This is a genomic window from Colwellia sp. SU-HH00943 (genome assembly GCF_057546125.1).
The window spans coordinates 265,215-287,373 of sequence record NZ_BAAJLW010000001.1; the positions used below are offsets into that span (position 1 = coordinate 265,215).

The following is a 22,159-nucleotide window of genomic DNA, read 5'->3' on the forward strand; positions in this document are numbered from 1 at the left end:
ATTGACCTCTAGTGAATAGTACCATTGCTATTTTCAGCATCTGATTTAGTGGGCAAGTTGCCTAGTTCACTAAAGCATAATAAGGCTGAAATCCGAACATATTCACTGATTTCAAAAAATGCTTGTTCGGTATCTTCATCTTCTTCCATTTCATCAGAAAGATTAGCGATTTCAGCAAAATCAGTCAGTACTTCTTTAACTTCATCTGAGCTCACAGGCGTATCTTTTTGCTGTAAACCAAAACCTAAATTAAAACCTTGTACCCAAGCGCCTAACGCATGACCGCGTTCTACAAGCGAATCATCATCATCAGGTAACAGTAATTGAAAAGTGTAGCTATCATCAAGAATATCTGTCCAAAGATCACTAAACATCAACTTAACAGCATTCTTAATAGGCTTTGGCAGATTATCACCTTCATTAAACATATCATTTAATATGGTTAAGTAACCTTGGTCTTCAAAGGTAAAACCCGCACAAATTAATCCAGTCAGTACACCATGTACTTCACTGGCATGCGCTTTAATATTTTCTGTGGTTATAACCGCTTGGACACTGGCAAAATCTAGTTTGTTATTGGCAGAAGAGGTATTTGACATAATGCTGCTCTAGTTATTAAAAATCTATGCCGTTATCCTAACATTGCCCTGTATAAAAGGCATGAAAAATCATAGAAAATACACATTTACTTGCGATAAACTTGCAACAAAATACCGGCACAGTTATAGTGCAACTTATTCTTAACTCATCATAAATATTGGAATTTTTCTACGCATGGCGCAACGTACTGTTGAAATTGATGTACTAGATCGCAAACTAAAAGTTGCCTGTCCTATTGGAGAAGAAAGTGCATTACTCAATTCTGCAGAAGAGTTGAGTCAACGTTTAGCACAAACCAATAACAACAAGTCTATTGCCACGCCAGAGCAAGCTTTATTGATGACAGCACTCAATTTAGCCAATGAATTATTGCGTGCCAAACAACAACTCAAAAACGAGCAACAAGAAAACAAACAAAAAATTGCCTTATTGCAGTCAACCATAGAGCAAGCCTTAGCGCCAAATAGTAAAAAACAAGCCTAAATTCAATTTCTGTTTTAATTGTTCAACTAACCATCATAAAGTGCTTAAATACAAAACACTTAGCGCTTACCAGTGAAAAAATACTTAATCCACCTGAGTTTTTAGCTATAATGAAAGTGTCTTCTGGGATGTTTGTATGCAAACTACGTCCCTGAGCCGATAAGTTTTACCTTAGGAATTTGACTATTCACTATTGTGCAAGCCCGGCATGTATCGGGAAGCCTACGGTAAGTAAGATAGTTCCGCCCTGAACACACGGTGTTCAGGACTATTGTGAGCTGCGGCATTCTGGAAGACCGTCAATTCTTTTCGTTAATTAAATCCAACCCCTTTTAGTAAAGAGAGTTCCGCACGCACTCAAGGAACACACACGGTACTTAGGACTATTGTGAGCTGCGGCATTCTGGAAGACCGTCACTTCTTTTCGTTAATTAAATCCAACCCCTTTTAGTAAAGAGAGTTCCGCACGCACTCAAGGAACGCACACGCTGCTTAGGACTATTGTGAGCTGCGGCATTCTGGAAGACCGTCTTACAAATAAGTAAGTATTTTTGCAAATTCAGCTATTGATTTATTCCGCCCATTGAGATGTATTTTATTTCTAGATAGTCGTCCAAGCCATATTTCGACCCTTCACGGCCACTTCCTGACTGTTTAATCCCGCCAAAAGGTGCAGAAACATTAGATATCATGGTGTCATTAATCCCTATCATACCAAAGGCTAATTGTTCCGATACTCGCCAAACAGTGCCAATATCTCTTGCATAAAAATACGCTGCTAAGCCATATTCTGTATCGTTTGCCATAGCAATCACTTCTTCTTCATTTTCAAAAGCAATTATCGCAGAAACGGGGCCAAATATTTCATTACTCGCAATAGGCATATCATTAGTAACATTTGCTAAAACTGTTGCTTGGTAAAAATTATCACCTGCTTCATCACGATTACCGCCAAGCACTAATTTAGCGCCTGCTGCAATAGAGTCACTAACGAGTTGTCCAACCGTTTCAACTGCTGAAGTTGAAATCAATGGCCCTATATCAACATTTTCTGTTAAGCCATTCCCTAGTGTTAACGCCGCAACGGCGGCACTATATTTTTCAGTAAACTCAGCTAAGACAGCTTGTTGTACAAATATTCTATTTGTACAAATACACGTTTGACCCGCATTTCGATATTTTGAAGCCAAAGCGCCTTTTACTGCGGCATCAATATCAGCATCATTAAACACAATAAAAGGAGCGTTGCCCCCAAGCTCCATCGATACTTTTTTTACCGAGGTTGCACATTGGCTAATCAATGTTTTGCCAACAGCAGTGGAGCCAGTAAAAGTAAATTTAGCCACATCAGGGTGAGTAGTTAATACCTCTCCAATGGCTTTAGCATCATCACCAATAATCACATTAAAAACACCTGCAGGAATACCCGCCCGCTCTGCAAGTTCAGCCATTGCCAGTGCTGACAAAGGTGTTTGAATAGCTGGGCGAACCACAAAAGTACAACCGGCGGCTAAGGCGGCGGCCGCCTTACGTGCAATCATTGCATTAGGAAAATTCCATGGCGTGATAGATGCTACAACACCTACAGGTTGTTTAATCACGATTAGTCGCTTATCGCCGCTTGGCGCAGGAATCGTGTCACCATAAACGCGCTTTCCTTCTTCAGCAAACCATTCAATAAATGAAGCACCATAAGCAATTTCTGCTTTGGCTTCAGCTAATGGCTTTCCTTGCTCTACTGTTAAAATTTTACCTAGGTCGTCTTGATGCTGCATCATCAAATTAAACCAATTACGCATCAAACCAGCTCTTTCATTAGCTGATTTTGAAGACCATGCTTTGAGTGATTTTTTCGCCGCGTTGATTGCTAACTCAGTTTCATCAACACCATCATTATTGACGCAGGTAATCACTTCACCGGTTGCTGGATTGTGAACCTCTATCGAGGTTCCGCTGATATGCCAACTACCATTAATATACGAATGGTTTTTAAGCAGTTGCTTGTCTTGTAAAACTAACATGTGATCGTTTTCCGTTGCCAATCTCTTTTAAAGAGTATTTTATCGAGTAAATCAGTATAAAAACAATTAAATATAACAATAAACACCTTGTCGTTTATGATATTCTCACCGCATGAAAACGACTAATACACATCATGAACAGGCGATAGGCATTTTCGATTCCGGTCTGGGCGGCCTTTCTATTGCCAAGCAAATAAATGCTTTACTACCTCATGAAAACCTTATTTATATTGCTGACAGTCAGCATGCCCCTTATGGCGATAAACCAAAAAACTTCATCGTTGAACGAGTAAACACACTTGCTCAGTATTTAGTTGAAAAGCAGTGTAAGGCGCTGGTTATTGCCTGTAATACCGCAACAGTAAATGCGATTAATCAACTGAGAGAACAAGTTAACATGCCTATTATAGGTGTTGAGCCCGCAATCAAACCTGCTGTTGAAGTCAGTAAAAATAAAAAGATTGCCATATTGGTGACACAAGCAACTAGCAAAAACCAACACTTTCACCAACTGATCAAACAATACCAAGGAGATACTCAGGTAATTATTCAGCCTTGTCCTGGGTTAGTTGAATTAATTGAACAAGGCCAACAACACAGTCAACATTGCTTTGCTTTGCTTGAACAATACATAAAACCTTTAATTGAGTCTGGCATAGATACATTAGTGTTAGGTTGTACTCATTACCCATTCTTACAAGCACAAATACAGGCTATTTCAGCAAAATCACCTATCAATATTACCGTGCTAGAAACCGCCAAGCCAGTTGCTCAACAACTCAGTAGAAAGTTAAATGAGCATGGACTCGAGAACGTCTTAACTGCAAAAGGAAGTTTGGCATTTCTAAGCTCTTCTACTAAGCTAAAGCAACCACAAGTATTGACCAAACTTTGGCATGAAGCTGTTAATTTCAGTCCTTTATAGCGCAACGTTTAAGATGCCTTTTTAGCTAAAAAACATAAAAACTTACTCATCAGAGCAAAGACTTCAAGCCATTTAGACGTCTAGGCGTAAAAAAGCTAGAAAAAACTCAGCAAACCATGTAATATCGCCCCATTATTTTATTCTCCACGTTAAATGCTGAGGATCTATGTCTAGACACTATTTTACTTCAGAGTCAGTTTCTGAAGGCCATCCAGATAAAATTGCCGATCAAATTTCAGATGCAGTTTTAGACGCTATCATTGCCAAAGATAAATACGCCCGTGTTGCTTGTGAAACTATGGTAAAAACCGGTGTCGCCATTATATCAGGTGAAGTAAGTACCGATGCTTGGGTTGATTTAGAAACCATCACACGTAACGTGATCAGTGACATTGGTTATACTTCCTCTGATGTGGGTTTTGATGGCGAAACTTGCGGCATTATGAACTTAATTGGCCAGCAGTCTCCTGAAATTGCTCAAGGTGTTGACCGTTCTAAGCCTGAAGATCAAGGCGCTGGCGACCAAGGATTAATGTTTGGTTATGCCACCAATGAAACAGAAACCTTAATGCCAGCACCACTGTACTACTCTCACCGCTTAGTTGAGCGTCAAGCAGAAGCACGCCGCTCTGGTGTACTACCTTGGTTACGACCAGATGCTAAATCTCAAGTGACTTTTGTTTATGAAGACAACAAGCCAGTTGCTATTGATACTGTAGTACTTTCAACACAACATAACCCTGAAATTAAACAGGAAGACTTAGTTGATGCAGTAATGGAAAACATTATTAAACATGTACTTCCTGCTGAGTTGTTAACTGAAAATACTAAATACTTTATTAACCCAACCGGTCGCTTTGTGATTGGTGGCCCAGTGGGTGATTGTGGTTTAACAGGTCGTAAAATTATTGTTGATACCTATGGCGGCATGGCTCGTCATGGTGGTGGTGCCTTCTCAGGAAAAGATCCATCAAAAGTAGATAGAAGCGCAGCATATGCAGGTCGCTATGTTGCGAAAAACATTGTCGCAGCTGGTCTAGCAGACCGCTGTGAAATTCAAGTATCGTACGCCATTGGTGTTGCAGAGCCAACGTCAATTTCTGTTGATACCTTTGGTACCGGCAAAATTAGCGAAGAACGTTTAGTTGAACTTGTACGCGAAAATTTTGATTTACGCCCGTATGGCATCACTAAAATGTTAGATTTATTACACCCTATGTATCAACAAACTGCTGCATACGGTCACTTCGGTCGTGAACCCTATGAAATGACTGTAGGTGAAGATACTTTTACAGCCTTTAGTTGGGAAAAAACTGACAAGGCTGAAGAATTACGTAAGTCTGCAGGCATATAAAAACTAATCACTTCGTTAGCTTTACCCAATAAAAAAACCAGCGTTAATAATGCTGGTTTTTTTATATATATATTTTAAGAAGGCTCTGTACTAATTAGCGCTATCAAGCCTTTTACGTAAACTTCTACCCCATTGATGGAACATTTCATCTGCGCCAGCTAAACGCGCCATTTCAGTATTGGGCTGGTACTCATGACCTACAGCAACCGTACCTTCAAAAATATGAATCAAGGCACGTGATTCGCCATCTCTTAATTGCACTGAAATGTGAAGTTCACCACTACCTTTAGTTTTCGCTTCAGTATTGTCTTGCTCAACGTAAGGCATGAAGCTGATAATTTCAACATCTACATTTAAAACACCCTTGCCTACGGTATCAACAATAGTATAACGGCCATTATTTTCTGTTAAGCCTTGAACAACCCCTGCATGAAAACTTTTTCTCAAAAAACTAATATTATTCAAGTTCACTTGCCAATGAAACTGCTCTTTATCAATCCAAGGTGGAGAAATTACTTTCGCTGATGACAAATCAAGTGGCTGAATATACACCTTTTCGTAACCACTCAACGAAACTATCGGACTAGCAAAATTCTTATCAACCGAAACAATATCATTATTATTTGCTTGTGCTGATTGCCCAAGTAACCCTATAAAAAGAATACCGCCTGCTAATTTTTTCAATACACTTGATTTCATTATCGTTCCTTAATTGTTTTGATAAACAAAAACTACAAGTAAATTCGTAGCTAGTCAAACAGATTTACTACTTTAATAACAACTTAATACATAATTCGATTGTAATTTCTCATTTTCGCCCATACTTTAATAAATAAGAATAAATAATACGCTATTACAACCATGCGAAATCCAAGAATTTATCAAAACAATCTCTTTTCTGTAGCAGAAAAAGTGAAATTATCTGACGATGCCTTTGGTCATATTGTCAGAGTTTTACGGTTAACTGATGGCGATATAATAACCCTGTTTAATGGCCAAGAGTCTTTTCAATATAGTGCTAAATTAGTTGACGTACAAAAGAAAAGTGCTTTTGCCGAAATCTTAAGCAAAGAGGAAGTAACCAATGAGTCCCCTTTGTCTATTCATTTAGGACAGGGAATTTCTCGGGGAGATCGCATGGACTTTACCTTACAAAAGTCCGTTGAATTAGGCGTAAACAAAATAACGCCACTCTTTACTGAGCGTTGTGGGGTAAAGTTATCAAAAGAACGCTTAGCGAAAAAACAAGAACAATGGCAAAAAATAGTGATTAGTGCCTGTGAACAGAGTGGGCGTTGTATCGTGCCCGAAGTTACCGAGCCTATGGATATTCAAACTTGGATTGAGCAAGACACTCACTCATTGAAACTAAATTTACACCCTAAAGCTAAGCACTCTATTATGACGCTGCCTATAGAGGCTAACCACAAAAATGTATCGGTCAGGCTTTTAATCGGCCCTGAAGGTGGCTTAACAGATGACGAGATAGCAAATGCAAATCGAGAAAATTTTCAAGATATTTTGCTTGGCCCTAGGGTATTACGAACAGAAACCGCAGCGTTAACAGCAATAACAGCACTGCAATGCCGTTTTGGTGATTTAACCTAATTTATAGTAGGACGAAAAATGACAACAACAACTCCGATAAAACTTGGCGTAGTAATGGATCCAATCAGCACAGTCAAAGTTGCTAAAGACTCCTCTATGGCCATGATGCTTGAAGCACAAAAACGCGGTTATGAAATTTACTATATGCAAATGCAAGACTTATATCTTGATAGAGGGCAAGCACGTGCCAATACTCAGCAAGTAAAAGTATTTGATGATGCCAACCACTGGTATGAGTTATCAGATGAGCAAGACATGGCGCTAAATGATTTGGACGCCATTTTAATGCGTAAAGATCCTCCTTTTGATACCGAATATATTTACGCTACTTATATGTTAGAGCGCGCAGAAATTGAAGGTACACTGATAGTGAATAAGCCGCAAAGCTTAAGAGATTGCAACGAAAAGCTTTTCACTGCTTGGTTTGCTGACTTAACGCCACGCACACTGGTAACCCGAAACGATAAACAAATCCGTGCGCTTCATCAGGAATTAAAAGACATCATCATCAAGCCGCTTGATGGCATGGGCGGATCTTCTATTTTTCGCATTAAAGAAGATGATGCCAATGTCGGTGTCATTATAGAAACCTTAACCAATCACGGGCAGCAATATGCCATGGTACAAGAATATATGCCTGAAATTGTTGATGGCGACAAACGTATTCTTATCGTTAATGGCGAACCTATGCCATACTGTTTAGCAAGAATCCCCGCCACGGGTGAAACACGTGGTAACTTAGCCGCTGGTGGACGTGGTGTTGCTAGACCATTAAGCCCGAGTGATAAGCTCATTGCTGAAACGATTGCTCCTGAGCTGAAAAAACGAGGGCTCTATTTTGTTGGTTTAGATATTATTGGCGATAAAGTGACCGAAATTAATGTCACCAGTCCAACGTGTATTCGTGAAATAGAAGCTGCTTACCCAATAAATATTAGTGGCAAATTAATGGATGCTATTGAAGAGAATTTACACCGTTAAATTCTATCCATAAATTATCAATGTATAACGCTTAAAAAGGTTGATAAATGAAAAGTTTAGAGAATCAATTTTTAATTGCCATGCCAACTATGGGCGACCCCTACTTCAACAAAACCGTCACCTACATCTGTGAGCATAATGACGAAGGTGCGATGGGGTTGATCATTAACTTGCCAGTGAGCTTGAGTTTAAATGATCTGTTAAAACAAATTGACGATGAATCTGATGAATCTGATGAATCTGATGAATCTGATAAGAGTGATACCCATCAAGCAAAAAACCAAGAAGACACCGAACAAGTAACAAATAATGTTCTACTTGATGCCCTAGAACAACCAGTACTTTCTGGCGGCCCAATATCTCAAAATAGAGGCTTTGTATTACATAGCACGCAACAAGGCTGGAAAAGCTCTTTAGCGTTAAGTGAAGACGTGATGATCACAACCTCTAAAGATATTCTCCTAGCACTAGGGACTGACAAAGCCCCTGAACAATATATGGTAACCTTAGGTTATGCTGGCTGGGGCCCTGGACAACTTGAAAAAGAATTACAGGAAAACTCTTGGCTAACGACAGAAGCTAGCAGTGATATTATTTTTAAAACGCCTATCGAGCAACGCTGGCAAAAAGCCACTGAAATGTTAGGGATAGATTTAGCCCACTTATCTTCAGATGTTGGACATGCCTAACAGCGCACTAGAGTAATTATTATGGCAAAAAAATCTACCGCTATTGGTCAGCGTACTATCATTGGTTTTGATTTTGGCAAAAAATATATAGGCGTTGCTGTTGGGCAAGAGCTCACTGGCAACGCTTCTCCTTTAGGCTCTGTTAAAGCCAATGATGGCATTCCTCATTGGGAATCATTAGCGAAATTTTTAACTGAATGGCAACCAGACTTAATCGTGATCGGCTTGCCATTAAACATGGATGGTAGCGAACAACAACTGACAAAAGATGCCAAAAAATTTGGTAATCGTGTTGCTGGACGCTTTGGGTTAAAAGTAGAATTTCAAGATGAAAGGTTAACCACCGCAGACGCAAAAGAGCAATTATTTGCTCGAGGCGGCTATAGAAATCTTAAAAAAGATAATATTGACGCGGAATCAGCCAAACTCATTATTGAAAGCTATTTCGAACAAAGTTATCAATAACTCTTTTATTTCTTTTTATTTCCTTCCTGCCTAACTCAGCCTAAAAATCACTACAGGCCGCTATGCGCTAAGCCTCTTTAGGCATTTTCTCGACTAATAAATCAATAAAACAACGTACTTTCGGCGATAAATGTTTGCGGCTAGGGTAAATAGCGTAAACATTAACTTCCTGCACTGGGTAGTCATCAAAAAGTGTCACTAATTCTTTTTCTTCCTCTGTGCCATTTAATACAAAGTCCGGCAAACGGCATATTCCCCGACCTGCTATTATCATTGCCAGTTCCATTTGTGAACTATTACAAAGTATATTACTGCTGACATCCACGTTAATGTTTTCGCCCTCTTTTCCTTGGAAAACCCAACGGTCAGGCTGCTTTAAATTGCTATAACAAATACACTGATGTTGTGTTAACTCTTGTGGTTTACTGGGCTTTCCATAGCGTTGAAGATAACTTTTAGCTGCTAAGGTCACAATGTTACTACTATAAATTTTTCGACAAATAAGGCTCGACTCTTCAAGTTGCACTGTTGCTCTAATCACTAAATCAAAGCCATCTTGAACAAGATCAACATGACGATCATTCAAATCTAATTCTAATTGAATATCAGGATAACGCTGTAAATATTCAGACAGAATCGTCTTCAAATGTCCTTGAGCAAAATCCACTGGACAGCTAATTTTAAACACACCTTTAGGCTCGATATGGCTTTGATTGACTAAAGCAACAGCGTCTTGCGCATCAAACACCATTTGCTGGCATTGCTCAAAATAAGCTTTACCTTCAGGAGTTAAGCTCAGTGATCGTGTGGTACGATTGAGCAAACGAACTGACAAGCGTTCCTCAAGCTTATTAACAGCTTTACTGATATAAGAAGTGGAATGTCCCAAATATTCTGCCGCCGCAGAAAAACTGCCACTATTAACAACTTGGGTAAAAATTACCACCCCATCAAATAAGTTAGTTTGCTTTTCATTAATAGCCATATGGAAACAGTCTTGTTACTTTCAAGGGATTAATTACAATTAAGGTTAAATGTATAGTAGTCATCATCAACTTGTCAAAGGAAGTTAACTGATGAAACTATTAGCCTTTGCTGCCAGTAGCAGCTCCAAATCCATTAATAAACAACTTGCCGCTTACGCTGCTTCGCAATTTAAACTCAATGTTGATGTTGAAGTAGAAATACTTGATATCAATGACTATGAAATGCCGTTATTTAGTGAAGATAAAGAAGCCATATTAGGACAACCTCAACAAGCACAAGATTTTTATGCCAAGCTTGGTAGCGCCGATGCCATTATTATTTCATTTGCAGAGCATAACGGCTCTTATACTGCCGCTTATAAAAATTTGTTTGATTGGACATCACGTATCAACCAAAAAGTGTTTCAAAATAAACCTGTGTTATTGCTAGCTACCTCACCAGGCCCAGGTGGTGCATCCTCAGTACTTGCGGCGGCAACAGGCTCAGCTCCCTACTTTGCCGCCGATGTCAGAGCCAGTTTATCAATACCAAGTTTTTACGATAATTTTGATCTAGAAAGTCAGCAGCTCACTAATCCAGCGCTACAAGATCAGCTACAAAGTGCTTTAACACAGCTCGTATAGGCATAATAATTAAGTGCATCGTATATAAAGAAAATTTACGTTTAAGCATATAGAAATATAGTTGCGCAATGAAATTTAAGTCATAATATAGCTTGAAGATAAAGACCGCTTAGCATAGATTACTTTCCCGACTAAGCGGCCTACTGCTCGAACCTGATTACTTTATTAAAAGCGACTACAAGATGACAACGCAAAAGCACTTTCCTTATATCAATGATCAAATGTATGCTGAGCAAGTAGCTCTACACGATATAGCCAAGCAGATAAACACTCCTTTTTATTGTTATTCAAATACCGCAATTAGAGAAAATTACCAAGACTACCAACAAGCATTTTCCGAGCAAGATGCGTTGATTTGTTATGCAGTAAAAGCCAATAGCAATCAAGCAGTTCTTTCAACCTTGGCTAAATTAGGCTCAGGTGCCGATGTTGTTTCAATGGGTGAAATTCGCCGTGCTCTCGCTGCAGGTATTCCTGCTGAAAAGATCGTGTATTCTGGGGTTGCTAAAGTTGAAGCTGAAATTAGCTATGCCTTAACGGAAGGCATTTTCCAGTTTAATGTTGAGTCGGAGCCAGAGCTTGAAATTATCAGCCGCGTTGCAACAAAATTAAATAAAGTGGCCGCCATTGCTTTTCGAATCAACCCAGATGTTTGTGCAAATACCCACGCAAAAATATCGACAGGTAAAGCAGAAAATAAATTTGGCGTTCCTATCAGTAAAGCCCGTTTAGCTTATAGCCAAGCGGCAAAACTTCCTGGTATAAAAATTCAAGGGGTTGATGTCCATATCGGCTCGCAACTAACTCAACTAGCTCCTTTTGAAGAAGCTTACCAACGTATTGCTCAACTGGTTTCAGAATTAAGAGCAGACGGTCATGATATCAATGTCATTGATATCGGTGGTGGCTTAGGTATTACCTATAACGAAGAAAGTATTCCGAGTAAATCAGCTTATGCCGAAATTGCTAAAGCACAATTAGGACACCTAAATTGTAAAATAGTGATAGAGCCAGGTCGCTCTTTACTGGGGAATGCAGGTATTTTAGTCTCGAGTGTCGTTTATGTTAAAACTGGGGAAGAACGTCAATTCTTAATTCTAGATGCTGGAATGAATGATCTTATTCGCCCTAGTATGTATGAAGCACATCACGACATTCTTGCCGTTAACAAAACCAATTCTGAACTAAAAACTTATGATGTTGTTGGCCCAGTATGTGAAACTGGTGATACCTTCGCCAAAGGGCGACAAGTGAGTGAGTCAACTTCAGGAGATCTCGTTGCCATTATGAGTTGCGGTGCTTATGGCGCTGTTATGTCCTCAACCTATAATACCCGCATGTTAGCCCCTGAAATCATGGTAAAAGGTGACGAATTTGCTGTTATCCGCCAACGCCCTAGTTATGAAGAGATAATTAGTGCTGACGCTATTCCAAACTGGGTGTAAAACTTCCTACAAAATAAGCAAGTTTGGCTAACACCAACTTGCTTCGTTGTCAGGTTGTTTAAGTTGCTCTTCAATATTGGCTAACAATACTCGATAACCCACATTGCCATATAAGGTTTGTCGACCATTATCAATAATATAAGAAGGGCTACCTTTTAATGCCATTGTTTTAGCTTGCTGATAGTTATTCATCAAAGCAGCCATGGCACTACCATCAAGTAAAGCTTTATTGACTTGCTCACTATCTAGTCCTGCAGCGTTAATAATGGCAAATAAAACCTCTATATTGCTGACATCTTTAGCCTCAATAAAAAAAGCCTGTCTAAATTTTAGCGCTAAGTCGATGCTGTCTTGCTCTGAATACGTTATCTCAACAGCTTTTAACACTAAATGTGCATTAGCCGAAGTTGTTGGTCTAACATTTGACCAAATAAGGTGATTAACCGGAGCATTTTCATAAGCTGAAGCAGAATCAAGAACATGAGCACCAAAGCCTTCATAGCCGCCTCGTGATTGCCATTGCGTAGGGATTTTATTAACGGCATCACCAAACACATCAAGGTAATGATATTTAATGGTTATTTTATCTCCAAGTTGTTTATGCAATTCTTCAATTCTACGCTGCGCTATCCATGCCCAAACACATAAAATATCACTGTAGTAATCAACGACTAGGGCTTTACTCATGACTTTCCTCTGCTCATCTTAATATATAGTTTCCGCTAGTTAGCTTGCGCACAAATATCGTCAAAGCTACAGCTAATCACCCAAACATTCTTATAACCTACACGCTTCAACTGCTCAGCAGCAAAGGTGGCTCTTGCACCAGTAGCGCAGTAAATAAAAATGGCCTGTTCCTCATCAGGATACATTTGCAGCATTTTCATTTCTAGTAAACCACGTGGAATATTAATGGCTCCTTTTGCTGATTTTTCATTAAACTCTGCTGGCTCGCGAACATCAATAATTAAACCATTATTCGATTTGCATTTCTCCACAGCCTCAGCTGCCGAAATAATATCAAGAGTCTGCCTAGCTTTAGCGATCACTTCAGGTATAGTTTTTAACATAAGAACTCCTCAAAAAATTACATAGATAAACGCTTAACACGCTGTTCTATGCGTACAAAATACGCCAGCAATACATAGCGACATACTGTTTAGCTGTTTTTAAAACCTAACTTTTTCAAAATTGTCATCATTAAACACCATTTAGTGACTGATGATTGAAGTAGGTTTACGCCAATAAAAGCCGTAAACCAAATCCAATGGGGTGAATGGAATTGAGTAAGTACTAATGATAATAAAATCATGGTTCCTGCAATTAAACGCAGGGCTTCATTAACCGTCATATTAACCTCCAAAAGAATAAATTCAAAAACACTACTTTAGAATATGCTAAATTAACTTTTTCTAAATTAATCTTATATTAGTCTTTACTAATTTAAAGTGCAATAGTAAACTTCGATAAAATTATCGTTACTATTAGAGATAAACTATGATTAAAGATCAGCAAATATTGGCTGAAAATGCGCAGCAAGTTGCCGTTATTTTAAAACAACTTGCTAACCCTCATAGACTCATGATTTTGTGCTGTATAGCTCAAAGTGAAATGACAGTAGGCGATTTAAATACCCAAGTTGATTTGTCACAATCAGCGCTATCTCAACATTTAGCAAAATTAAGAGAAAGCAATATCGTCTCAACAAGGCGCGAGTCGCAAACTATTTATTATCAAATTGCTAATCCAAAAATAAAAAGTTTACTTGCCGTATTGCAAAGTGAGTTTTGTGAAAACGACTAAGTTTTCAACACTTTCTATCTGCAGCAATATCGAGGAAACTATCCGTTTATGTCAACGCCATCTAATTATACAGCTCAATTCATTCGTCAAGTATTAACCAGTAAAATCCCTTTTGCTATTTTACTGTTATCAATCTTTGCGGGCTTATTGGCATTAAACTACACCCCAAGAGAAGAAGAGCCACAAATCGTTGTACCTATGATTGATGTGGTTGTCAGTGTGCCTGGCACTAGCTCAAGACAAGTAGAGCGGCAAGTAACCACACCATTAGAAAAGCTGCTTGCACAGGTAAGCGGTGTAGAGCATGTTTATTCAACGACACAGAACTCTCAAACCGTAGTGACCTTGCGTTTTCATGTCGGAGAAAACCGCGAGCGAGCACTACTCAACACCTACAACAAATTACACTCAAACACTGACAAAGTGCCGGCTATTGTAAGTAACTGGCGTGTACAGCCAGTTGAAGTAGATGACATCCCCATTGTCATGTTGGGATTATGGAGTAGTGACGAGAAAGCCATCGATGATTACGGTTTACGCCGTCTAGCTGAAGAAGTATCAACCATACTTCAAGCAATTGATAATACGAGTGAAGTTAACATTACTGGCGGCCGCACAAGGGAAATTCAAGTTAATTTAAACCCTGAACAAATGACTGCCCGCAAAATTGCCATCAGTGATGTTTTTGATGCCATTAACGCCTCAAATGCCTTACAACACCATGGTAATATTGCCATAGAAAACCAATCCTTTCGCCTTGAAAGTGGTGACGTTTTCCGCGATATAGCAGCGCTTAAGCAAGCCCCTGTTATTGTTGTTGATGGTAGTACCGTTTTGCTCAAAGATATTGCCAATATTATTGACGGACCAGCAGAGCAAAGTCATTACACATGGCTTGATTTTGCTAATAACTACCAGCAAGAACATTATCATCAAGGTAAGAAAAACTCAGACAATCCCGTGGTCACACTTAGTGTTGCCAAACAACCAGGTAGTAACGCTGTAGCTGTAGCACAAGCAGTTCATGACAAGATAGCTGAGCTGCAACAAGCTATTTTTCCAGAAAATGTCCATGTTGAAGTGCTACGTGATTATGGTGAAACCGCAAACGAAAAGGTTAATAATCTTACTACCAGCTTAGCATTTGCCATCTTTACTGTGGTTGTTTTTATTGCCGTCTTTTTAGGCTGGCGCTCAGCAGTGGTGGTTGGTTTAGCTGTACCTATTTGCTATGGCGTCACCCTATCGTTAGATCTCCTTTTTGGCTACACCATTAACCGTGTCACTTTGTTCGCACTCATATTATCTTTAGGTTTATTGGTGGACGACCCTATCACGGGTGTCGATAACATAGAACGATACTTAACCAAGAAAAAAGGTTCGCTTACTGACAAAATAGTTGGGGCAATTAATGAAATTCGAGTGCCATTGTTAATGTCAACGCTAACCATAGTGTTAGCTTTTGTTCCGCTGGCATTTATCACCGGCATGATGGGACCTTACATGGCGCCAATGGCTTTTAATGTGCCCGTGAGTGTTATAGCGTCAACCTTAGTAGCCTTTTTAGTTACCCCTTGGTTAGCATCAAAATTTATCAAACCTAAAACAGAAGCTGAACTCGCCATACAAACCAAACAAGGTCAAGGGTTTGCGAATTTCTACCGGAATCTGTTAACACCGCTGTTAGAAAACAGAGCAAAAGGAAAGCTGGTATTATGGCTAGTATTATTACTTTTTATTGGCGCAGCGTTATTACCTGTTTTACGTTTAGTACCGCTAAAACTATTACCCTTTGATAATAAAAATGAAGTGCAAATTATTATCGATATGCCTGAACATTCGACTTTAGAGCAAACTGCCGCTATCGCCAAAAAAGTTTCAAACAAGGTACAGCAACTTCCTGAAATTAAAGCGATTTCAAATTATGTCGGTATTCCCTCCCCTATCGATTTCAATGGCATGGTTCGTCAATATTACCAACGCCATGCACCCTACATGGCTGATTTACGCATTTTATTACTTGATAAAAGCAAACGTGAGCACCAATCTCACGCTATTGTATTACGACTTAGAGAACACCTTGCTGACTTAAACAAGGATGGTATTAAGATAAAGGTGGTTGAAGTCCCTCCTGGCCCGCCGGTGTTAAGTACCTTAGTTGCTGAAATTTATGGCGATGAATTTACCCAATATCATGAGTTAGAACACGCTGCTGAAATTGTCAAAACAAGATTGCAACAAGAGCCTTTTGTTGTTGAAGTAGACTCAAGTGTGGCTGATGATCAACCTATGCTGCGCTTTATAACTGACAAAACCAAAGCAGCACTCTCAGGTATTTCAACCCAAAATATTAATCAAGCTTTAGCAGTCGCCAATAATGGGCAAGTTGCTGGTTACCTACACATAAACGATGAAGCAACACCGCTAGCAATTAAGGTAAAATTACCCATAGCAGAGCGAGAAACCACCGCTGACTTATACCGCTTAACCGTTAAAGGGCAAGCAGGTATAGTACAAAATACCACACCACAAGGCATAGACATTGCGCCACAATCATTAGTTTCACTTGGTGAACTAGGTGAGTTTGAAGCGCTAGTTAGCGATAAAGTTATTATGCGCAAAGACCTAAAACCTGTGGTGTATGTTACGGCTGATATTTCTGGCCGAACGCCTGCGGAAGTTATAGCTGACGTGGTTAGTGACCAAAAAATGGCGAACAGTAGCATAGCTAACACGACCGCTGCCAATGACTGGCAAAGTCGTACCTTTTTATCTAGTGGCGGAGAGCAACACTGGCAACTGCCTGAAAATATTAACCTTTCATGGAGTGGTGAAGGTGAGTGGCGTATTACAGTACGCGTATTTCGCGATATGGGCTTAGCTTTTGCCTTTGCACTAACAGCCATATATTTTGTGTTAAGAATACAAACTGGCTCAGCAGCATTGTCGGGTATTATTATGTCAGCAATACCTCTGACGGTAATTGGCATAATGCCTGGCTTTTTATTACTTAATCAATTTGGAGAACGACAAATTGCCGGTGCGCCTGACCCTGTGCTGTTTACCGCAACGGCTATGATAGGCATGATTGCTTTAGCTGGAATTGTCGTTAGAAACTCATTAATTCTTATTGAGTTTATCAGTCAAGCTCGAGCACAAGGAGAGACTATTCAAGAGTCACTCATCACGGCAGGAGCGGTACGCATGCGCCCAGTATTACTGACGGCAGGTACAACACTGTTAGGAAATTTGATTATTACACTAGATCCAGTATTTAGTGGCTTAGCCATAGCCATCATTTTCGGCATCATATCATCAACTATATTCACCTTGCTCGTTGTACCTATTGTTTACTCATTAGTATTTGATAAACAGCAAACAAATTCTTTAACATCACCTGAGGCTTAATCATGACTGACAATCAATCACAACAAAGCACTATCTCTCAAAATAAGTCACAAAATAAGCTTCAAAAAATACTTGTTCCTATTGTTGCCTTAACTGTACTTCTGTTAATGGTTGCCTGGTTAGCGGGCGCCTTCAATGAAAAAGTAGCGCCAAGCATACAAAATAAGGCATCAGATCCTCAGGTAAGTATACAAAACACCTATACGGTTACTGAAAAAACTACTGCTATTTTTGAGCCAGTTGCCGCTAGTGTTGAAGCAAAGCAAGCCACCATCATATCTTCAAGAATCTTGGCGCGAATTGATAAAATAAACAGCAGAGCCGGCGACTTAGTCAACAAGGGTGACGTGTTAGTTTTACTTGAACAACACGATTTAAACGCACAAGTATTACAAGCAAAGCAAAATGTTAAGGCCATGAAAGCCCGTCATAAAGAAGCGAAACAAAACCTTGACCGTGCTTCAGAGTTATTCAAAACGAAGCTCATTTCTGAATTTGAATTTGATAAGAACAATGCTGATTATCAAAGTACCACAGCTGAATTAACCGCCGCAGAGCAAGCCTTGTCACACGCTCAAACAACGTTAAGTTATGCCACCTTAGTTGCACCCATTAATGGCCGTATTGTTGATCGCTTTGCTGAACCAGGCGATACCGCACAAGCTGGCAGCAAATTATTATCCTTATATAATCCATCATCATTACGAGTAGAAGCACAAGTGAGAGAAAATCTTGCTTTAACACTACAACAAGGACAAAGCATCACTATTGACCTACCTACCATCAATAAAACTATCGCAGGGGAAGTAGAAGAAATAGTGCCTGCTGCCAATACAGGCTCGCGCAGCTTCTTAATAAAAGTACGCATTAACAGCGATGAAAGGTTATTACCTGGTATGTACGCACAAATGTTAATACCAGCAGGCGAACAAACGACACTCAGTATTCCTCAAAAAGCCGTGGCTCAAGTCGGACAACTTGACTTTGTTTGGGTAGTAACTGACGGCGATATTCAACGCCGATTTATTAGACTAGGCAAAAAAGATAATAACAATAACCTTGTGGTTATTTCTGGTCTAGAAGTTGGCGATAAAATTCTGACTATACCCAAACGTTAATTATTAAAATTTAGTGATCAAAATGGAACCCTAGCTAACTAGTTGAGAAAAAAGCCTCTTTGGTTATAATGAAAAATGTTACAGTAAATTTTTTATTATTCGACGTGTTAATCATTGCTCATTTAAGGTAGCTAGCCCATGTTTGGTTTTATAAGAAAAGAAGAACTCACCGCCTTAGAAAAAGAAAACCTAGCGCTAAAAAAGAAAATTCTAGATCTTGAAACTGATATTGCCAATGCAGATGATGAAAAGAAACTGCTAACGCAAGACATTTTTGATAACACCAGTAACAACCGCCACCAAGAAGAAATCAATAACTTATGGCTTGGCTCTTCAGGGCTAGTCAATAATATTCGTGAAGAACTTGCATCCTCTTCAAGCAACTTAATTCATCACAGAGATGACTTTCAATCTTCTCAAGCCTTATTTGAAGATATTTTAGCTATGCTTTCTTCGACTATTGTCGCGACAGAAAAAATTAGCAGTGACAGTCAAAACGCCTCAACCTCTGTAGATAACTTAAAATCAGCGACCGCTGGAATTAATGACTTTGTTAACATCATCAAAGGTATTTCAGATCAAACCAATTTACTGGCCTTAAACGCCGCAATTGAAGCTGCTCGTGCAGGTGAGCAAGGTCGTGGCTTTGCCGTGGTTGCCGATGAAGTAAGAACACTTGCCCAGCGATCAGCAGAAGCGTCTAATGAAATTTCTAATCTTATCGAGCAAGTTAACCAGCAGATGGAACAAGTTATTGCAGGCATTGGTCACGTAGGTGAAAAAAGTAGCGAAATCAATGAAAGTACTGCCAGCATAGAGTCAATGGCTAATAATATTGTCACTGTATCTCAACAAATGTTCTCTGTAATTTCTAACTCAACTGACGACGCATTTTTGCAAACCGTAAAAATGGATCATGTAGTTTGGAAGCTTGAAGTCTATCAAGTGATGCTTGGCATGTCAGACAGAGATGTAAACGATTTTGCCGATCACACTATGTGTCGCTTAGGGAAATGGTACTTCCAAGGTGAAGGGGCTGAAAAATACTCAACATACAGTGCTTTTAAACGTCTTGATGAGCCTCATGCACAAGTACACACCTATGGCTTACGTGCATTAAAAGCAATGAAAAATAGCGATATGGAACAAGCGGTGAAAGACCTTGCTGTCATGGAAAGTTCAAGTGTCGAAGTGATAAATTTACTTACTGATCTTTCTCATGAAATAGATAATAGATAATTTAATAACAACACATCTAGCTCAGTATTTTTCTGAGCTATTATTCACTCGTGCTAATTTCTTACCTCAAATTACCCCCTAACAACAAAGGCGGATTTAAATACTTAAAAACGCCTTTGTTATCTTGTTAGATTTCATCTATATGGCTGTGCAAAACCTAACATGAAATCTGTAACACGAAAGTTCTAACATCAAAGCTAACCTAGACAATCCCCTTCTGTTCATAACAATTTTTTAGTGACCAAAGCATACCTTTTCTTAAGCCATCAACATAATATTCACTTCTTAAGGTGCCTTTAGCCTTCTCACCGCGCATAATCCCGCCAGCAGCATATTTAAACTTCATTTGATTGCCAGCTACGTCTTGGCAAAGGGTTCTATTCTTTACTGTTTGCCCTATAGCAAAACCTATAGGCCACTGTAATGCAATCAAAGCTACAGTACTGGTAACTAACGTTACTTTAGTGATTGTTCGCATGAATTATTTTGTTCCTTTCAAATAGGTAATTTTTAAAAGTGGAAAATTCTACAAACTAAACTGAGTCGCAACTGTTACAGCTTGTTACTCAATATATGCAGACTTAGTTAACTTTCATAAACTCAGCATTTTTATTATCTAGCGTTTGCTAATTGCCTTATGAATAACCTAAAATAACGACAATTAAATTTTTATATAAAGAAGGCTTCCTAATGGCATTGCCAGATAAGTTTATTTTCTCAATGAACCGCGTTTCTAAAGTGGTTCCACCAAAACGCACTATCCTTAAAAACATCTCACTTTCATTTTTCCCTGGTGCCAAAATAGGTGTTTTAGGTTTAAATGGTGCGGGTAAATCAACATTACTCCGTATTATGGCAGGAGTTGATAAAGAATTTGAAGGTGAAGCCCATGCCCTTGCTGGCACCAACATTGGTTATTTACCGCAAGAGCCAGAGCTTGATGAAAGCAAAACCGTTAGAGAAGTTGTTGAAGATGCTGTTTCCACAGTAAAGAATGCCTTAAAGCGCCTTGATGAAGTATATAACGAATATGCCGCAGAAGACGCTGACTTTGATGCACTAGCCAAAGAACAAGGGCAATTAGAAGATATCATCAATACTCATGATGGTCATAACATCGACAACGTATTAGAGCGTGCAGCTGACGCTTTGCGCCTGCCACCATGGGAACAAAAAATCTCTGTCCTCAGTGGTGGTGAACGTCGCCGAGTCGCTTTGTGTCACCTATTATTGCAAAAGCCAGACATGTTATTACTCGATGAGCCAACTAACCACTTAGATGCAGAATCTGTAGCTTGGTTAGAGCGCTTCTTACACGATTACTCTGGTACTGTTGTGGCAATTACCCATGATAGGTATTTCCTTGATAATGTTGCCGGCTGGATTTTAGAGTTAGATAGAGGTGAAGGTATTCCATGGGAAGGCAACTATTCATCATGGCTTGAGCAAAAAGATGCTCGCTTAACTCAAGAAAGTAAAAGTGAAAATGCCTTACAAAAAACCATTAAACAAGAACTAGAATGGGTGCGTTCTAACCCGAAAGCACGACAAGCTAAAAATAAAGCACGTATGGCACGTTTCGAAGAACTTAATAGTCAAGAAAGTCAAAAGCGTAATGAAACCAATGAGCTTTATATTCCACCTGGACCACGTTTAGGTGACAAAGTGCTTGATGTTGCCAACCTTACCAAATCATTTGACGGTAGAGTATTGATTGATGACTTAAGTTTTAGCATACCTAAAGGTGCTATTGTCGGCATAATCGGTGCGAATGGCGCGGGTAAATCAACTTTATTTAAAATGATGTCAGGCACAGAAACGCAAGACTCAGGCAGCATAGAGCTTGGTGATACGGTAAAATTAGCCAGTGTTGATCAATTCCGTGATGATATGGATGGCAATAATACTGTCTACCAAGAAATCAGCGAAGGCCATGATATTATAGAGATTGGCAACTATCAGATCCCTAGTAGAGCCTACTGTTCACGCTTTAACTTTAAAGGCAACGATCAGCAAAAATTCATCAAAGATCTTTCTGGGGGTGAACGTAACCGTGTTCATTTAGCTAAGCTAGTAAAAACAGGTGGTAACTTATTACTACTCGATGAGCCTACCAATGATTTAGATGTAGAAACGCTACGTGCGCTTGAAGAAGCTATTTTAGAATTTCCAGGCTGTGCTATGGTAATTTCTCATGACCGTTGGTTCTTAGATCGCATAGCAACGCATATTCTAGATTATCGCGATGAAGGGCAAATTAACTTTTTTGAAGGTAACTTCACAGAATATGAAGCTTGGTTGAAGAAAACTTTAGGGACTGCTGCCATCGAGCCTCATCGCATCAAATACAAAAAAATAAGCTAAATGATTACCGTTAGTTAGCGTTTTTCTGGGAGTTATACCAATTTGA

At 39.3% G+C, this 22,159-nt stretch carries 22 protein-coding genes and 1 other RNA gene; 15 read left to right on the forward strand and 8 right to left on the reverse strand.

Features of this window, described 5'->3' with window-relative positions; translation table 11 throughout:
* Positions 1-8: 8 nt before the first annotated feature.
* A complete protein-coding gene (locus tag AC27GZ_RS01080; protein WP_487093026.1) occupies positions 9-599 on the reverse strand; it encodes a UPF0149 family protein in 591 nt (196 codons plus the stop codon).
* Positions 600-774: 175 nt separating this feature from the next.
* Between AC27GZ_RS01080 and AC27GZ_RS01085 the strand changes: the two genes are divergently transcribed.
* Complete coding sequence (locus AC27GZ_RS01085) at positions 775-1,083, forward strand: cell division protein ZapA (RefSeq protein ID WP_487093027.1); 309 nt, start codon at positions 775-777, stop codon at positions 1,081-1,083.
* A gap of 117 nt (positions 1,084-1,200) precedes the next feature.
* Positions 1,201-1,382: non-coding RNA, 6S RNA (gene ssrS, locus AC27GZ_RS01090), on the forward strand.
* A gap of 264 nt (positions 1,383-1,646) precedes the next feature.
* On the opposite strand, the gene AC27GZ_RS01095 is transcribed toward ssrS, so the two are convergent.
* Entirely contained in the window at positions 1,647-3,104 is a 1,458-nt protein-coding gene (locus AC27GZ_RS01095) for an NAD-dependent succinate-semialdehyde dehydrogenase (protein WP_487093028.1), read from the reverse strand.
* A gap of 112 nt (positions 3,105-3,216) precedes the next feature.
* On the opposite strand from AC27GZ_RS01095, the gene murI reads away from it, so the two are divergent.
* Entirely contained in the window at positions 3,217-4,029 is an 813-nt protein-coding gene (gene murI / locus AC27GZ_RS01100; RefSeq protein WP_487093029.1) for a glutamate racemase, read from the forward strand.
* A 166-nt stretch (positions 4,030-4,195) separates the two neighbouring features.
* On the forward strand, positions 4,196-5,383 hold the full coding sequence (metK, locus tag AC27GZ_RS01105) for a methionine adenosyltransferase (protein WP_487093030.1): 1,188 nt from the start codon (positions 4,196-4,198) through the stop codon (positions 5,381-5,383).
* A gap of 90 nt (positions 5,384-5,473) precedes the next feature.
* On the opposite strand, the gene AC27GZ_RS01110 is transcribed toward metK, so the two are convergent.
* A complete protein-coding gene (locus AC27GZ_RS01110) occupies positions 5,474-6,082 on the reverse strand; it encodes a hypothetical protein (protein WP_487093031.1) in 609 nt (202 codons plus the stop codon).
* A 162-nt stretch (positions 6,083-6,244) separates the two neighbouring features.
* On the opposite strand from AC27GZ_RS01110, the gene rsmE reads away from it, so the two are divergent.
* The 4 genes from rsmE to ruvX are packed head-to-tail and all read left to right on the forward strand — an operon-like array spanning position 6,245 to position 9,126.
* Entirely contained in the window at positions 6,245-6,991 is a 747-nt protein-coding gene (rsmE, locus tag AC27GZ_RS01115) for a 16S rRNA (uracil(1498)-N(3))-methyltransferase (protein ID WP_487093032.1), read from the forward strand.
* An 18-nt stretch (positions 6,992-7,009) separates the two neighbouring features.
* Entirely contained in the window at positions 7,010-7,972 is a 963-nt protein-coding gene (gshB, locus tag AC27GZ_RS01120) for a glutathione synthase (protein WP_487093033.1), read from the forward strand.
* Positions 7,973-8,019: 47 nt separating this feature from the next.
* Positions 8,020-8,661 (forward strand): YqgE/AlgH family protein, encoded by a 642-nt coding sequence (locus tag AC27GZ_RS01125; protein WP_487093034.1) that lies wholly within the window; start codon positions 8,020-8,022, stop codon positions 8,659-8,661.
* A 21-nt stretch (positions 8,662-8,682) separates the two neighbouring features.
* Positions 8,683-9,126: a Holliday junction resolvase RuvX gene (ruvX, locus tag AC27GZ_RS01130; RefSeq protein WP_487093035.1), complete on the forward strand. Its 444-nt coding sequence runs from the start codon at positions 8,683-8,685 to the stop codon at positions 9,124-9,126.
* Positions 9,127-9,193: 67 nt separating this feature from the next.
* On the opposite strand, the gene AC27GZ_RS01135 is transcribed toward ruvX, so the two are convergent.
* Complete coding sequence (locus tag AC27GZ_RS01135) at positions 9,194-10,111, reverse strand: LysR family transcriptional regulator (RefSeq protein WP_487093036.1); 918 nt, start codon at positions 10,109-10,111, stop codon at positions 9,194-9,196.
* Between the two features lie 91 nt (positions 10,112-10,202).
* On the opposite strand from AC27GZ_RS01135, the gene AC27GZ_RS01140 reads away from it, so the two are divergent.
* On the forward strand, positions 10,203-10,736 hold the full coding sequence (locus AC27GZ_RS01140) for an NADPH-dependent FMN reductase (RefSeq protein WP_487093037.1): 534 nt from the start codon (positions 10,203-10,205) through the stop codon (positions 10,734-10,736).
* Positions 10,737-10,918: 182 nt separating this feature from the next.
* Positions 10,919-12,181: a diaminopimelate decarboxylase gene (gene lysA / locus AC27GZ_RS01145; RefSeq protein WP_487093038.1), complete on the forward strand. Its 1,263-nt coding sequence runs from the start codon at positions 10,919-10,921 to the stop codon at positions 12,179-12,181.
* 27 nt (positions 12,182-12,208) lie between these two features.
* Here lysA and AC27GZ_RS01150 read toward each other — a convergent pair whose 3' ends face one another.
* The 3 genes from AC27GZ_RS01150 to AC27GZ_RS01160 form a co-directional block, all read right to left on the reverse strand.
* Positions 12,209-12,868, reverse strand: a complete 660-nt coding sequence (locus AC27GZ_RS01150) for a DsbA family oxidoreductase (protein ID WP_487093039.1) — start codon at positions 12,866-12,868, stop codon at positions 12,209-12,211.
* A 35-nt stretch (positions 12,869-12,903) separates the two neighbouring features.
* Complete coding sequence (locus AC27GZ_RS01155) at positions 12,904-13,251, reverse strand: rhodanese-like domain-containing protein (RefSeq protein ID WP_487093040.1); 348 nt, start codon at positions 13,249-13,251, stop codon at positions 12,904-12,906.
* A gap of 89 nt (positions 13,252-13,340) precedes the next feature.
* A complete protein-coding gene (locus tag AC27GZ_RS01160; RefSeq protein ID WP_487093041.1) occupies positions 13,341-13,532 on the reverse strand; it encodes a YgaP family membrane protein in 192 nt (63 codons plus the stop codon).
* Positions 13,533-13,678: 146 nt separating this feature from the next.
* Between AC27GZ_RS01160 and AC27GZ_RS01165 the strand changes: the two genes are divergently transcribed.
* The 4 genes from AC27GZ_RS01165 to AC27GZ_RS01180 all read left to right on the forward strand — a co-directional run bounded on the left by AC27GZ_RS01165 (position 13,679) and on the right by AC27GZ_RS01180 (position 19,749).
* Positions 13,679-13,984: an ArsR/SmtB family transcription factor gene (locus AC27GZ_RS01165; protein ID WP_487093042.1), complete on the forward strand. Its 306-nt coding sequence runs from the start codon at positions 13,679-13,681 to the stop codon at positions 13,982-13,984.
* A 48-nt stretch (positions 13,985-14,032) separates the two neighbouring features.
* The gene (locus AC27GZ_RS01170) at positions 14,033-17,392 is read left to right on the forward strand and encodes an efflux RND transporter permease subunit (RefSeq protein ID WP_487093043.1); all 3,360 of its coding nucleotides are present in this window, start codon (positions 14,033-14,035) and stop codon (positions 17,390-17,392) included.
* A 2-nt stretch (positions 17,393-17,394) separates the two neighbouring features.
* Positions 17,395-18,510 carry an efflux RND transporter periplasmic adaptor subunit gene (locus AC27GZ_RS01175; RefSeq protein WP_487093044.1) on the forward strand — a complete coding sequence of 372 codons (1,116 nt, stop codon included), beginning with the start codon at positions 17,395-17,397 and terminating at the stop codon, positions 18,508-18,510.
* Between the two features lie 138 nt (positions 18,511-18,648).
* Positions 18,649-19,749, forward strand: a complete 1,101-nt coding sequence (locus AC27GZ_RS01180; protein WP_487093045.1) for a methyl-accepting chemotaxis protein — start codon at positions 18,649-18,651, stop codon at positions 19,747-19,749.
* A gap of 202 nt (positions 19,750-19,951) precedes the next feature.
* On the opposite strand, the gene AC27GZ_RS01185 is transcribed toward AC27GZ_RS01180, so the two are convergent.
* Entirely contained in the window at positions 19,952-20,227 is a 276-nt protein-coding gene (locus AC27GZ_RS01185) for a hypothetical protein (protein WP_487093046.1), read from the reverse strand.
* 212 nt (positions 20,228-20,439) lie between these two features.
* Between AC27GZ_RS01185 and ettA the strand changes: the two genes are divergently transcribed.
* The gene (gene ettA, locus AC27GZ_RS01190) at positions 20,440-22,113 is read left to right on the forward strand and encodes an energy-dependent translational throttle protein EttA (RefSeq protein ID WP_487093047.1); all 1,674 of its coding nucleotides are present in this window, start codon (positions 20,440-20,442) and stop codon (positions 22,111-22,113) included.
* The last annotated feature ends 46 nt before the right edge of the window (positions 22,114-22,159 follow it).